The sequence below is a fragment of the Pedobacter sp. PF22-3 genome (assembly GCF_026239555.1).
GTDB lineage: Bacteria > Bacteroidota > Bacteroidia > Sphingobacteriales > Sphingobacteriaceae > Pedobacter.
On sequence record NZ_JAPIVP010000005.1, the window covers coordinates 213972 to 227253 of the forward strand.

Here is a 13282-nt window from a genome sequence, read left to right on the forward strand (position 1 = left end):
GATTGATACTTGATTCTTACACTTGATACTATTATGATAAAATTCAATCTGTTAGCTTTATTCTTTTTCTTCTCGGTTGCTGTAAATGCTCAAAATAAACCTCTTGCGATAAAAAAGCTGGTTATAGTAAATTCTTACAACCAATACCTGGCTTCTGTAAAATCGAATCCCAATAACGAACTGGTTGAAATCAAAAAAGCCATTCCAACGATTAAGCTGGATATCCGCTACGCCACTAAAAATAATTTTATGCAACAGGTAATGTATAAACAGGCGAGGGCATTTGCCAGAAAACCAGTGGTAGAATCGTTAAAAAGAATCCAAACAGCATTAAATAAAAAAGGCTACGGCTTAAAAATATTTGATGGCTACCGTCCGTACGCCATTACGGTAGAATTTTATAAAAAGGCAAGTGATAAAAATTTTGTAGCCAATCCGGCAAAGGGATCGAAACATAATAGGGGCTGTGCGGTAGATTTAACGTTGATTAATCTGAAAACGGGCAAAGAATTACTTATGCCAACACCTTACGATAGTTTTTCGGCAGCTGCTGCGGCCAAATATGAAAACGTATCACCAGAGGCGAAGAAAAATCGTGATTTCCTCATCGCCATCATGGCCAAATACCGCATGAATGTGTTAGAAAATGAATGGTGGCATTATGATTTTTCGGATTGGAAAAATTACGATTTAATGGATATTCCCTTCGAAAAGCTGTAATAAGTTAATTGGTTCAATAGTTATTGGTTAATTGGGCTGGGAATACAACACTGTTTGCTTCATTTCGACTGAAGCATCGCGAAACGGAGAAATCTATTCTTGAAAATACCTGTGGTGTAAGATGTTATCATTTTACACCAAATCGGTGATATTTAATTTTACAAGTGTCAGGTGTTACCACCTGACAACACATTATCTATCCAACTCAGGTTACAAATGGTGTGGCCTACCGTACTGATCCATTTTTACCCGTGCTTTATCTTCTTTAACCGATAATTCGAAAATATAATCGTAATCATCATCCGTTAATTCTGCTTTGGGCTTTTTACCGCCAAAGGCCTCGATAATTTCAAGAACGGTGTTAGAATGGGCAGCAATAATAATGGTTTTGCCAACATAATTGGTTTTAATGCTATCCACAAGCGATTTGATATCTTTATAATCGATCACTTTCGGAATCACTAATGAATCTAATGTTTGGTGTGTTCTTTTCGTCGGTGTGGCAAAAGCAACGTCAAACTTTACCTTTTTAAGGTATGTGGCTAAATCTCCTGCCCGGATTTTTCCTTCATCAGAAAGGTTGGGGTTGGTATCCTGTAGATTAGATTTGTCTTTCTCTGCGTGCCTAACTATCCAAACAGTAGTCGTTTGTGCAGAAACGATATTAACAAAGAGCAGCATTAACGACAGTAATACGAACAGTTTTTTCATGTGATAAATATTAAAAAAATTAATTAGATAAGGAAAAACTAAAAAATTATAGCTGCGACCAGTTTTTCAATATCTTCTTTTTCATGCCACGAAGAAAGTACGATACGATCCAAAGGCGTGTCGCCTGGGTTTGGATAGGGAAAAGATGAAATTAAAATCTGCCTTTGCAGGAGTCGTTCTGAGAAATTAATATCGCCGGGCAAATATACCGGAAAACCATACTCATGTTTGCAGGGGTGGTTTAGTGCCGTTTCAAACCTCAGCATGTTGGTTTTCAGTTTTTTTAATGCTTTGCCATATATTTCATCTGCATGGATAAATGCATAAAGTCCGGCCTGGCCAGGTGGAGAAGCGCCAATAAATGTATTTGTATTTTTAAATTTAGCTATCATTTTATTGGACGCCAAAACAATACCTGCATCTATGCCTAACGCCTTAGCCATTGAGGCAACCACTATGTTTTCGATGTTTTCTTGTTTAGGGAGATTTATAGTGGCACCCATGCCATTGTTATTTACACCAATTCCATGCGAATCGTCAACGATTAACATTACGTTTTTATCTCTCCTGATTTCTTTTACAAAGTCGAAGTTATAAATTTCGGGCACAAGATTATTCATCGAATTGCTGATTAAAACCCAAGTTTTTTCTTCAGATGCATTTATCCTTTCGATGGTTTCCAGTTTCCATTTTTCAAACGGCATTAAGTTTCTGGTTTGATTTTCTGCTAACCAAAGCGAAGGATGTGTGGCTGGAGCATAAATTACCTGTCCTAGTTTCGATAAAGCCTTAACGGTAAGCTGTGCAGCTAAATATCCACTTGAAGTAATCAAAGCTGCCTCTGATCCGTAGCGTGCTGCGGCTACTTTTTCGGCATCATTATAAATGCCCAGCTGAATATTGTTGGTGCGGCTTGTTCCATTGTTTAAACCAAATTTTTTAATCCCTTCAACATATAAATCAATGAAATCCTGATTTTGGGGAATGCCTAAATAGGCTGTTCCGCCAAAGTATAAATAGTTGTTCCCCTCAATATTTATTTTATTAGAAAAAGGTTGATCAATCGATTTAAAATCCCGCATTAAAAATTATCATGTATATAAGTAATTATTCTCACCATTTCTCCACGCACCTCGGTAGTTGGTTTTACAAAATTATTGTTCATAAAGGAATAGATATACGTTTTCCCTTTTTTAGTCAATACATATCCACTTTGATTATGAACACCACCGAGCGAACCTGTTTTTCCGAAGATAAAAGGTTTGTCGGTTTTAGGATAAGCACTTTTTAAAGTGCCACTTTTTCCTCCGGCAGGCAGCATATCGAACAGCCTCTCCCGATTGTTTACCAACTTATAAATGGAATCGAGTAAGTACACATTATCACGTGGGGTAAATAAATTCTGGCGGGACAGCCCGGATCCATCAGCCCATTTTACTTGATCAGGGAGAAAAGAAAGGTAGTTTTTCGTAATGTAATCAATGGCTTTGGTTGTACTTAATGTATCGCCAATCTGGTTGGAGCAAACCAATAACAGGTGTTCAGCAATAAAATTATCGCTGGGCAACATCATGTGCTTTAGAACCGAATCGCGCTTTGCACCTGATAAGGTTTTAGCATCCTGTGGTATTTTTAAATTTATGATGCCAACGGGTTTGTGTAAAGTATCTGCCAGTATCTCAACAGTAACCTGCATACTGGTTTTATACGGGTTTTGCTGATTATAGCCGGGTTTTACCGCAACTGCCGGGTAGTGGAAGCGGTTAGTTAAAAAATCTCTGCTTACCTGGAAACTGCCTGTTTTCCTGGTAGAATCTATTTCGAAGCAGGAGGTAAAAACCTTTGGTTCAATATTAATTTTATTTGGAGCGGCATAGGTAGAAGTAACCATGTTATCCATAATGGGCATTTCGGTAATTTCTGGCTGGTAATAATAATCGTAATCATCCCATGACCAGCCATCGCCAAAGAAATTGCCCGAATATCTTCCCGGTGAAAAAAAAAGTTTTTTATTTGAGGCCAGGAGAAAATTGTATGCCGATTTATCTTTTACGGCAAACTGTAAAAAAGAAGGATCTCCCGTTCCCCAAAAAATTAATGAATCATTCCGCTCGATGTATTTTAAAGCTGGCATTAAATCGGGCAGCATTTGTAAGCTCGCAAAAAAAGTATACAGTTTGGTATTAGATGCTGGGGTAAAATACTGATCTGCATCTTTCTGAAAAATCATTTTTTTATCTATTGGATTATAAAGTGCAAAACCAACCTGATATTGTTTAATCACCTGCGAATTTTTAAATTCTCTGGCTACTTTTTTTGAAACACTCTTATTCGTTGAGCAGCCTGCTAACAAGCTAAGGGACAGAACAAAGCCGATAAAAATAAAAATATGATTTTTTAAAGGAAACATGTGCTAAATTTAGGAGACATAAAGATTAACTAATTTATTAAATTTAGTTTAATGTTAGCCAAATATAAATCCGGTGTAATAATCTGTTTACGTAAACTGACCATTTGCCTGGTGCTTGTATTTCTCGCTTTTTCTGGGTTTGGGCAAGAATTCCTCTTTAAAAGAAACCGCCAAAAACAGTCAATTCCTTTTAAGTGTATTAAAAACCTAATGGTTATTCCGGTATATGTAAATGGAAAAGGACCATATGATTTTGTGCTTGACACCGGCGTAGGCCCTATGATTATTACAGATCCATCTATTATCGATTCTTTGAATTTTAGTGAGCTCCGTAAAATTAAAGTTTCTGGCCTGGGCATTGAAAGCGTTGATGCATATGTTTCTCAAAGTCTCGATGTTAAAGTAGGCCATGCAAGTATTAAATATATACCAACGGCAATCTTAAAAGAAGACTTATTTAACCTGTCAGGACATTTAGGGCTGAAAATTTATGGTCTGCTGGGCTACAGTTTTTTTAACAGCTTTATTGTTGATATCAGGTATAGTGAGAATAGGTTGATTATTTATGGCCCTGACACCAAAATTAAATACCGTGGAAAAAAAATACCTATCGAAATAGAGAACCAGAAGCCGTATATTTTAGCTGCGATTGATGCTCCAGACGGCAAAACAGTTGAGGCCAGATTATTAATGGATACCGGTGCCAGCCATGCTTTATCACTCGAAATGCTCAATGGAACAGGATTTCCATTACCTGAAAAAAAAATCAAAGCTAATTTAGGAATGAGCTTAAGCGGCCAGATTAAGGGATATGTTGGTCGTGTAAGGAGATTTGATATTGGGGGCTATGTTTTTAAAGATGTTGTTGCCGGATTCCCTGATTTTAAAAGCATTTCAAATAAAATCGATTTATCGAAACGGAATGGCAATTTAGGTGCCGATTTACTTCGGAAATTTAATATTCAGTTTAACTATCAGGATGGGTTTATTTATGTTAAACCCAACGGATTCAGGAAAACCCCATTCGAACACGATATGGTGGGTATGGTATTATATCTTGATCAGAAAACATATAAAAGAGTGCTGATCGGAGAAATAGACGCAAATAGTCCGGCAGAAAAGGCAGGTTTGCACCCTGACGATGAAATTATTGGAGTAAACTTTAAAAGCATTGATGCCTATTCTTTAAACGATCTTTCCGAAATGTTTAAATCGAAAGCAGAAAGAACTATCATTCTCGAAATTTTTAGGGATAATCAAGTTTATCTTAAAATCGTTCGACTCGAAAAAAGAATCTGATAAAGTAATTTTCCAGTTACAAATGATTTGTCGTGTAACAAGGCTTTAACTTTAACCTCTTATTGCCAAGCAAACTAACTGTATAACACATGAAGAAAAATTTTAAGGTACTTGCCCTCGCAGGTATCGTAGCATTTGGTGTAGCCGGAACAGGTTCGGTATATGCCCAGAAAAAGTCTAAAACAACTAAAGGAAGCACTCCAACAACTCCAGCTGCAACCCCGGCAGCGGCACAAAAAAAAGAAGGCATTAAACCATTTGCCGAAGTAATTACAGCAAAGGCAAGAACAACAAACGGTTTATTTAAAACACATAAAGTGGACGATAAGTGGTATTTTGAGATACCAGATTCGATGATTAACCGAGAAATGCTTGTCGTTACCCGTTTGGCAAAAGTACCGGCTGGGGTTAAAGTAGGCAACCAGCAATACGGTGGTGAAGAATTAAACGAGCAGGTGTGGAAATGGGAGCGTAGAGGTAAACAGGTTTACATCCGTGTACCAAGCTATTCAACCAAAGCCGACCCGAACAGCGATATGTACGAATCGGTACAAAACTCTAATCTTGCGCAGATTTTAGCCAGTTTTGAAATTAAAGCGTATAATAAAGATACTACAGGCGTTGTGATTGATGTTACCGATTTTTATAACGGTGATATTATGGCCATTGGCGCTACAGATCAGATCCGCAAGGCTTACAAAGTTACGATGTACGATGGCTCACGCTCTTATATCGATACGATAAAAACTTTTCCGATTAATGTTGAAGTCAAAACAGCTAAAACTTACCGTGCGGCAGAATCTCCAACTGATAACAGTAATGGAGCCGTTACTTTCGAGTTTAATACATCGATGTTATTATTGCCAAAAACGCCTGTAAAAGCGAGGATAATGGATAGCAGAGTTGGTTTTTTTGGTCAATCTCAAATCGATTACGGAAGCAATGCACAAAAGGCAGAGCGTACCGCCTATATTCATCGCTGGAATTTGGTTCCGAAAGATACAAATGCCTATAAACGTGGTGAATTAGTAGAACCTGTAAAACCGATTGTAATTTATATCGATCCTGCAACACCAAAAAAATGGGTGCCTTTCTTAATTCAGGGAATTAACGATTGGCAGGTGGCATTCGAAGCCGCTGGTTTCAAAAATGCCATTATGGGTAAAGAAGCACCTACGCCACAACAAGATCCTCAGTTTAGCGTAGAAGATTCCAGGTATTCGGTGGTTCGTTATTTTGCATCAGATATAGCAAATGCCTATGGTCCGCACATTAGCGACCCTCGTACTGGTCAGATTTTGGAAACGCATATCGGTTGGTACCATAATGTAATGAACCTGTTGCGTAACTGGTATTTTGTACAAACGGCAGCCATTAATCCTGATGTGCGTAAAGCGCAATTTACTGATGCACAGATGGGCGAGTTGATCCGTTTTGTTTCGTCACACGAAATAGGCCATACTTTAGGTTTGCCACATAACTTTGGCTCAAGCTACGCTTACCCGGTTGATTCGTTACGTTCAAAAACGTTTACAGATAAACATGGTACAGCACCATCCATTATGGATTATGCACGTTTCAACTACATTGCTCAACCTGGCGATGGTGTAACGAAACTTCACCCTCAAATTGGAGAATACGATAAATGGGTAGTGAAATGGGGCTATTCCTGGATTCCTGGAAACAAAACTGCAGAGCAGGAAAAAGAAATTTTAGACCAGTGGACTTTAAAAAATGCAGGTAATCCTTTGTATTTCTACGGCCGCCAGGGAACTTCACTAGATCCCCGTTTGCAGAGCGAAGATTTGGGCGACAATGCAATGAAAGCAAGTACTTATGGTATTGCCAATTTAAAACGCATCCTTCCAAACGTAGAAAAATGGACTTATCAAAAAGGAAAAGATTACAGCGATTTAAAAGAAATTTACACTGAAATTGTTGGCCAGTTTAACCGTTACATGGGGCATGTGGCTACAAATGTTGGAGGCTTAAGCGAAAACTTTAAAACCTACGATCAAAAAGGGCCTGTTTATGCCTATTTACCTAAAGCAAAACAAAAAGAAGCGGTTGATTTTTTCAACAAGCAATTATTTACTACACCGCTTTGGTTAATCAGCAATGATCAATTAAATAAATTTGATAATGGTGTATTGTTAAACCGCATTAAAGGTGTTCAAACAAACACGCTGGGCAATTTGCTATCTGCATCCCGTATCGCACGCTTGCTGGATAATGAAACTAAAAATGGTACAGCAAAAGCATATACCTTGCCTGAATTATTTACCGACTTAAGATCATCGGTTTTTGTTGCCGGAAGAGCAGATGCATTTAAACGTAATTTACAACGTGCTTACGTAGATCGTTTGCAGGATTTAATGACTAAAGAAAACGAACTTCCGGTTGGATTCCCGGTAGATTATGCAGCGAGTTATGGTTTAACGCCAATCAATGTTGGCTTATCTGATATCAGGCCATTGGTTAGGGCAGAACTCAAAACTTTATTGGCTACTACCAAAGCCAGGGCAGCAGCAGGAGATGCCATTACCAAAGCACATTACGAAGATTTAAATATCAGAATTAAAAACATTTTAGATCCGAAGAAATAATTAATGAGTGAATTCTCTCATTCAAGATTCAAAAAAGCGGAGCCGATCATTAAATTGATCGCTCCGTTTTTTGTTTAGACTAAATTTTACAGATTTTCATAGATTGCGTCATCTAGCTTGCCAATGTTATCTCATTGAAAAAACAAATTAGGAGATAAACATGCATTCACCTTTAACAACCGTGTTTGCCTCTGGTTAAAAAAACTTATTTTAGCCCAATATTTTTGTTGAAATGATTAAAAATACAATATACCTTGTCTTTTTTGTGCTGATGCTTTCTGCCTGTAATTATGGCGCTAAAACCAGCAATCCAACGTTAAGGGATTTTACTTTTGAACCTGTAAAAGGTATCCGTTATGTTGAAGTAAAGCGACGGTTTAAAGATGGGTATTCTTTTAATCGGGATGGTTTTATGCAAAAACCATCATGGATTATCGAAGTAGTTAAAGAAGACACCATGTCGGCATGGAGCCCTCAGAAGAATAGGATGCAGAATTTTTACCTGCAATACGATCATGGCAATGTATATAATTTCGCGGCCGAATTTTTTAAGGTAAAACACATCAGTAAAGATAGTTTGGTTTTTCAAAGGATCCAGGTTGATGGAAAGGTGATTGCCGCGGATGTTCGCTCTGATGTAAACATGACCTTTTATGCGCAGGATTATATTAAAAATAAATTAAAAGCCAAAGCCGAAGATCTGCAAAAACCAACCAAAGCCGACACCGCTTTTATCGAGAAACGTTCTGCCCAGGTTAACGCAAATAGCGATAGTGCTTTTGCTGCTACAAGCCCGGTTCAATTTATTCCTAAAAGCAAAATTGCAAGGGTTGAAAAAATCAGTACAGTAGACCGGACAAATAACAGAACCGAGGCTTATGATTACATGTTTCCACAGTATATTATCCGGATAGACCGCGCTTATAAAGATTTTGCTTACCAGGTTGCGGCCATTGTTGATTTTCAGGGAGGAATACATGTAAAAACGGTTTATAATATACTTCCAGAAAATGCCGAAGCCAAAAAAAAGGTAGCCCAGGGAATAGCGGATATTTATGTTAGAAACCTTTTTGATGTAGCTCCTGGAACATCGTTAGAGATTCCGCATAATAGCGAAATTACTTTAACAATGATTGGTAAAGCAAATAAAAAGCCTTAATAATCTGTTGTTTACAAAATCTTAACGTTAAAAAATGTTAAAATTTTATTTTAATTTTAAAAATTAAAACTTACCTTGCATACTTAATTTTAATATTTAATACAATGCAAGAAGGCACAGTAAAATTCTTCAATGTAACTAAAGGTTTTGGCTTTATCGTACCTGCAAATGGCGATAGCGAAATTTTTGTTCATTCAACAGGTCTTATCGACGAAATCCGTGAAAACGACAAAGTTCAGTACGAAGTTGCTAACGGTAAAAAAGGCTTAAATGCCGTTAATGTGAAAGTAATTTAATTTATTTATCATATTTAAAGATGAGGCTGCTTTCTTGCGATGGCGGCCTTTTTTATTTTATGACGAGCTGGATTCATAGCACTATTTATGAGCTACTACTTTATTATTCCTGGTTTGGGTAATTCAGGCCCTGATCATTGGCAAACGTATTTCGAAAAATCTGGTGATCATTTTACCCGGATCAATCAACTGGAGTGGGATAAACCGACCAGTAAAGATTGGATTGAAACGATTGAACAGACCCTCGTTGGCTATGATTTGGCCGATGTAATTTTAATTGGACACAGTTTAGGCTGTATTGCAATTGCAAATTGGGCAAAAGAATATCAAAAGAAAATAAAAGGTGCATTATTGGTTGCGCCCAGCGATTTGGAAGCGCCACGTTATACTTTCGATACAGTTGGTTTTGATCATGTACCGTTAGATAAAATCAACTTTAAGAGCATTGTTGTAACCAGTTCAAACGATGAGTGGGTAACATTAGAACGGGCTGAGTTTTTTGCCGAAAATTGGGGAAGTGAATTCATCAATATCGGTAATGCCGGACATATTAATGCTGCGTCGGGGTTTGGTGAGTGGCCAAAGGGATTAGAGATTTTAAAAAAATTCGGTTAAAATTTATTCTTAACAACTCGTCATTTCGACCGTAGCGGAGAAATCTATTTATTACTGTCTAAAAGATTGCTCCGTTTCGCTGCACTCCAGTCGAAATGAAAATTAAAAGCCTAATTCATCTTACTTCTGAGCAAATTTTTTCCTTAAAAACTGATCGAGAAATACCAATCCTATCACTAGATCGAAAAATAAGAAGCTATACAGCACAGTAGGCGTGATGTACTGATCTAAATTAAAGTTCAGGGTAACGTTAAAGCCAAGTTTAGGCATGCTGAGGTTCGAGTTGTAGAGCACATAGCCAAATAAGGATAAGAGTGAAACAATGAAAAAGCCGCCAATTGCGTAAATAATCTTTTCATCCACTTTGGTTTTCATCGCTACCGGGGCAGGAGCTAAGGCAATGCTTTCCATCACATTTCTGGTAAAAGACATGGATGGTTCATCAAGATCTAGCGCATTAAAAGCCGAATTAAGTTTTAATAGCTCCTCATACTGAGTTTTAATCCCGGCATTAGATTCAATTTTTTCTTCAATGGTTTTTTTTGAAAATTCATCCAAATTCCCATCAATATAATCCCAAAGCTGTTGTTCTATAGTGTTCATAGTAACTCCTTTACTTCATCTTTTAACAAATATTGTAATTTTTCTTTAAGTCTTTGCCTGGCCCTGTGCAACTTTACTTTTATGGTGTTAGGCTCCATGTGCAATGCTTCGCCAATTTCTTCCAAGCTCTGTTCGCCCTTATAAAATAAGGTAATAATAGCAGCATCATCAGGTAAGAGCTGGGTAATGGCCATATTTAAAAAAACATGACTGTCTTGCCTCTCGTACCCATTCGCGTTAAAACTGGAGGTCTGATTTTCGAGTTGCAAAACGGTATCTTCATCATGTATAGAAGTAGTATCTAAACGTTTTTTCCTTAAAAATGTCATGGCCGTAGTGTAGGTAATGGTGTACAGCCAGGTACTAAATTTAGCTGTTTGTTTAAAGGTTCCCAATGCTTTATATGCTTTTACAAAGCAATCTTGTGCAATTTCTTCGGCATCTTCCCTGTTTTTCGAAAACCTTAAAGCAAGTGTAAATACAAACCGCTGATGGCGTTTCACCAATAAAGCATACTGATCGGTTTCACCGTTCAATACTTTTTGGATCAGCGCTAAATCTGTGGTGTTTTGCTCCATGTTTAGTAGTAAGACTACATCAGGTAGAACGAGGTTACAGGTGAAGCACGATTAAAAAGATTATTATGGGGAGTTAGGTGAATAACGCAAAAAGTAAAATTTTTTGGAAATGAAAGGACTGCGTTTCATAGCGGATTACAGTCCTGTTGTTCGCTATAGCCCTCATGCTTCGGGGCTGCCGCTGCCATCAGGTTTACGCACAAAGTTGTGGCGCCTTGAAAAACCTAAAAATGAAATGCGGTTTTTGCCATTTAGCCCCGGGTGAAGTGTTACCCTGCAGGGCAGAGGAACGATGCCCGAAGCGTAAAAGCGGAACACGGGAACTAGGTTATTTTCTTGCAGAGACATTGCGCTTCGAAATAGATAAATCAACCCTATACTTTTCTCGATTTGGAAATGAAAGGACTGCGCTTCATGGCGGATTACAGTCCCGCTGTCCGCTTTAGCCCTCATGCTTCGGGGCTGCCGCTGCCATCGCGTTTATCAACAACGTTTGGTGCAACCTTGCAAACCGCCGAATAAATATTGCTTTTGGCTAATTAGCCCAGGGCGAAGCGTAAAAGCGGAACACGGGAACTAGGTTATTTCTTGCAGAGGCATTGCGCTCCGAAAGAAAGAAAAATTAGGTGTTAGATAGATTGGTGGGGCCATGGCAAAACTTCCGAAGTTCTGTCAACGCGCTGGCCCTGGTAAACTTCGGAAGTTGATGGCTGCTAATGCGAAGCGAAAAACTTTAGTCCGGCAATTGATCCAATAAGCGTGCAGATAAAAAAGATCCGCCAAAAGGTTGCGGGTTCATTAAAGTAAAAAATCCCGATAATTACTGTTCCTACGGCACCAATGCCTGTCCAAACGGCATAGGCCGTACCCATGGGTAAGGTTTGCGTAGCTTTATTTAGCAATAAGAAACTTAAAATTATACATACAAAAAAAGCTGTACTCCATTTTATGTTCGAAAAATTGTTTGATAATTTAAGGCAGGTGGTAAAGCCTACCTCAAAAAGGCCGGCAATAATTAGGATCATCCAGTTCATGATAAATGTGTTTCTGCAAATTTAAGGCACATTTACCGGGTAACATTTTACAAATGTTAAAAAATGAAATTATTTGTAGCTAGCCCTGATCCGGCTCAAGGTAACCTGCGTTACACCCAGGTAGGAAGCGATGTGTTTTAGGGCCACCCTTTTAATCAGCTCAGGCGATTGCGTTATAAACTCCTGGTAACGTTCCGCAGCTCCCTTAAAAGCCCGATCAATTAATCTTCTTTCGGTGGCAATAAGTTCCTGTTCTGCAATTTTTCTGCCCCAATTGGCAATTTCTAAATGTCTGTTATAAAGCGAAAAGAGATCAGTTAGCCTGATTCGAATTAGACTACAGTTTTCTAATAATTCAATGTTCTCATACCCGGTGCTATTATTAATGTAGCTATTGAACGAAAAAAGTACATCACCTTTTTGTCCAAACCAAAAGGTAATCTGTTGGTTTTCGCCGTCGCTATAAGCCCGTGCAATACCACTTTTAAGTACATAAAAATAGGGCTCTACTTTATCTGCATGAATGATTGTGGTACCTTTTGGATATTGAACACACTCCATGTAATTGCTAAACTCATGAAACGAATTATCACTTAAGGAGCTAAAAACAGGTATATCTTTAAGTTGTTCAATCAAAACAGGAGGCTTTATTACAAAAGTAGGAATGTTTTAACCGGTACCGCTTAGTAAAGCATTAATTATTTGCAAATGGTTTTAGCAATTGATTGTTTTTCGGGTATAACCCAGCAATTGCTTATTAAATATTTTAAATCACAGGTGTAACCTGATTAAAAAACATGTAGTCATAATACACAGAACACGGTTCAATTTAAACAATAGCATATTAACACATAAAAAAATTATAATTATGAACGGTATATTAGTTCCCATCGCACTTTTTTTAGGCGGATTCGCAATGGTATTTGGAATTCGTTATTTAGCAAACAAAGAGAAAATGGCCATGATTGAGCGAGGAATCAATCCAGGCATAGGTAAATCGGCCCCAAAACCTTATTTGAGTTTAAAATTTGGTTTATTGCTTGTAGGCTTAGGCATTGGACTGCTTGTGGCCCTTACAGTAGTAAGGAGTATGTTTGGAGGCGAAATGACGCATGCCGAAGCCTCTCAAGCTGTAGCGGTTTATTTTGGCTGCCTGGGCGTTTTTGGTGGTTTGGGCTTAATTATTTCGTTTTTGGTAGAGAAGAAAGCGATTGAGAAAGATAAATCCTAATTAGTTTTAAACGTGAAACG

The 13282-nt window shown here is 38.0% G+C and carries 14 protein-coding genes; 7 read left to right on the forward strand and 7 right to left on the reverse strand.

Annotation, left to right across the window (positions count from 1 at the left end; genetic code table 11):
* Positions 1–33: 33 nt before the first annotated feature.
* Positions 34–720, forward strand: coding sequence for a M15 family metallopeptidase (locus OQX63_RS09175; RefSeq protein ID WP_265850576.1), 687 nt, complete (start codon positions 34–36; stop codon positions 718–720).
* Positions 721–930: 210 nt separating this feature from the next.
* Here OQX63_RS09175 and OQX63_RS09180 read toward each other — a convergent pair whose 3' ends face one another.
* From OQX63_RS09180 to OQX63_RS09190, 3 genes are read right to left on the reverse strand one after another with little or no spacing between them, the layout of a single operon-like run.
* Positions 931–1431, reverse strand: coding sequence for a phosphoglycerate mutase family protein (locus OQX63_RS09180; protein ID WP_265850577.1), 501 nt, complete (start codon positions 1429–1431; stop codon positions 931–933).
* Positions 1432–1469: 38 nt separating this feature from the next.
* A complete protein-coding gene (locus tag OQX63_RS09185) occupies positions 1470–2513 on the reverse strand; it encodes an aminotransferase class I/II-fold pyridoxal phosphate-dependent enzyme (protein WP_265850578.1) in 1044 nt (347 codons plus the stop codon).
* Entirely contained in the window at positions 2513–3715 is a 1203-nt protein-coding gene (locus tag OQX63_RS09190) for a D-alanyl-D-alanine carboxypeptidase (protein ID WP_265850579.1), read from the reverse strand. Before OQX63_RS09190 ends, OQX63_RS09185 begins: the two co-directional genes overlap by 1 nt.
* Positions 3716–3892: 177 nt before the next feature.
* On the opposite strand from OQX63_RS09190, the gene OQX63_RS09195 reads away from it, so the two are divergent.
* The 5 genes from OQX63_RS09195 (at position 3893) to OQX63_RS09215 (ending at position 9816) form a co-directional block, all read left to right on the forward strand.
* Positions 3893–5140 carry an aspartyl protease family protein gene (locus OQX63_RS09195; protein ID WP_265850580.1) on the forward strand — a complete coding sequence of 416 codons (1248 nt, stop codon included), beginning with the start codon at positions 3893–3895 and terminating at the stop codon, positions 5138–5140.
* An 89-nt stretch (positions 5141–5229) separates the two neighbouring features.
* Entirely contained in the window at positions 5230–7746 is a 2517-nt protein-coding gene (locus OQX63_RS09200) for a zinc-dependent metalloprotease (RefSeq protein WP_265850581.1), read from the forward strand.
* A gap of 232 nt (positions 7747–7978) precedes the next feature.
* The gene (locus OQX63_RS09205) at positions 7979–8905 is read left to right on the forward strand and encodes a hypothetical protein (protein ID WP_265850582.1); all 927 of its coding nucleotides are present in this window, start codon (positions 7979–7981) and stop codon (positions 8903–8905) included.
* A gap of 104 nt (positions 8906–9009) precedes the next feature.
* Positions 9010–9201, forward strand: coding sequence for a cold-shock protein (locus OQX63_RS09210; RefSeq protein ID WP_025141747.1), 192 nt, complete (start codon positions 9010–9012; stop codon positions 9199–9201).
* Between the two features lie 87 nt (positions 9202–9288).
* Positions 9289–9816 (forward strand): RBBP9/YdeN family alpha/beta hydrolase, encoded by a 528-nt coding sequence (locus tag OQX63_RS09215; protein WP_265850583.1) that lies wholly within the window; start codon positions 9289–9291, stop codon positions 9814–9816.
* 120 nt (positions 9817–9936) lie between these two features.
* Here OQX63_RS09215 and OQX63_RS09220 read toward each other — a convergent pair whose 3' ends face one another.
* The 4 genes from OQX63_RS09220 to OQX63_RS09235 all read right to left on the reverse strand — a co-directional run bounded on the left by OQX63_RS09220 (position 9937) and on the right by OQX63_RS09235 (position 12667).
* On the reverse strand, positions 9937–10419 hold the full coding sequence (locus tag OQX63_RS09220; RefSeq protein ID WP_265850584.1) for an anti-sigma factor family protein: 483 nt from the start codon (positions 10417–10419) through the stop codon (positions 9937–9939).
* Entirely contained in the window at positions 10416–10997 is a 582-nt protein-coding gene (locus OQX63_RS09225; protein WP_265850585.1) for an RNA polymerase sigma factor, read from the reverse strand. The genes OQX63_RS09220 and OQX63_RS09225 overlap by 4 nt, the downstream gene beginning before the upstream one ends.
* Positions 10998–11710: 713 nt before the next feature.
* Positions 11711–12031 carry a DMT family transporter gene (locus tag OQX63_RS09230; protein ID WP_265850586.1) on the reverse strand — a complete coding sequence of 107 codons (321 nt, stop codon included), beginning with the start codon at positions 12029–12031 and terminating at the stop codon, positions 11711–11713.
* Between the two features lie 69 nt (positions 12032–12100).
* The gene (locus OQX63_RS09235; protein WP_265850587.1) at positions 12101–12667 is read right to left on the reverse strand and encodes a Crp/Fnr family transcriptional regulator; all 567 of its coding nucleotides are present in this window, start codon (positions 12665–12667) and stop codon (positions 12101–12103) included.
* A gap of 232 nt (positions 12668–12899) precedes the next feature.
* Here OQX63_RS09235 and OQX63_RS09240 point away from each other — a divergent pair, with 232 nt between their 5' ends.
* Positions 12900–13262 (forward strand): DUF6249 domain-containing protein, encoded by a 363-nt coding sequence (locus tag OQX63_RS09240; protein ID WP_265850588.1) that lies wholly within the window; start codon positions 12900–12902, stop codon positions 13260–13262.
* Positions 13263–13282: the final 20 nt, after the last annotated feature.

Excerpts from the sequence above, each read along its gene's own strand:
- OQX63_RS09225 (WP_265850585.1), bottom strand. The coding sequence starts at position 10,997 with ATGGAGCAAAACACCACAGATTTAGCGCTGATCCAAAAAGTATTGAAC.
- OQX63_RS09175 (WP_265850576.1), top strand. The coding sequence starts at position 34 with ATGATAAAATTCAATCTGTTAGCTTTATTCTTTTTCTTCTCGGTTGCT.
- OQX63_RS09210 (WP_025141747.1), top strand. The coding sequence starts at position 9,010 with ATGCAAGAAGGCACAGTAAAATTCTTCAATGTAACTAAAGGTTTTGGC.
- OQX63_RS09205 (WP_265850582.1), top strand. The coding sequence starts at position 7,979 with ATGATTAAAAATACAATATACCTTGTCTTTTTTGTGCTGATGCTTTCT.
- OQX63_RS09200 (WP_265850581.1), top strand. The coding sequence starts at position 5,230 with ATGAAGAAAAATTTTAAGGTACTTGCCCTCGCAGGTATCGTAGCATTT.
- OQX63_RS09180 (WP_265850577.1), bottom strand. The coding sequence starts at position 1,431 with ATGAAAAAACTGTTCGTATTACTGTCGTTAATGCTGCTCTTTGTTAAT.
- OQX63_RS09230 (WP_265850586.1), bottom strand. The coding sequence starts at position 12,031 with ATGAACTGGATGATCCTAATTATTGCCGGCCTTTTTGAGGTAGGCTTT.
- OQX63_RS09185 (WP_265850578.1), bottom strand. The coding sequence starts at position 2,513 with ATGCGGGATTTTAAATCGATTGATCAACCTTTTTCTAATAAAATAAAT.
- OQX63_RS09195 (WP_265850580.1), top strand. The coding sequence starts at position 3,893 with ATGTTAGCCAAATATAAATCCGGTGTAATAATCTGTTTACGTAAACTG.
- OQX63_RS09240 (WP_265850588.1), top strand. The coding sequence starts at position 12,900 with ATGAACGGTATATTAGTTCCCATCGCACTTTTTTTAGGCGGATTCGCA.
- OQX63_RS09220 (WP_265850584.1), bottom strand. The coding sequence starts at position 10,419 with ATGAACACTATAGAACAACAGCTTTGGGATTATATTGATGGGAATTTG.
- OQX63_RS09215 (WP_265850583.1), top strand. The coding sequence starts at position 9,289 with ATGAGCTACTACTTTATTATTCCTGGTTTGGGTAATTCAGGCCCTGAT.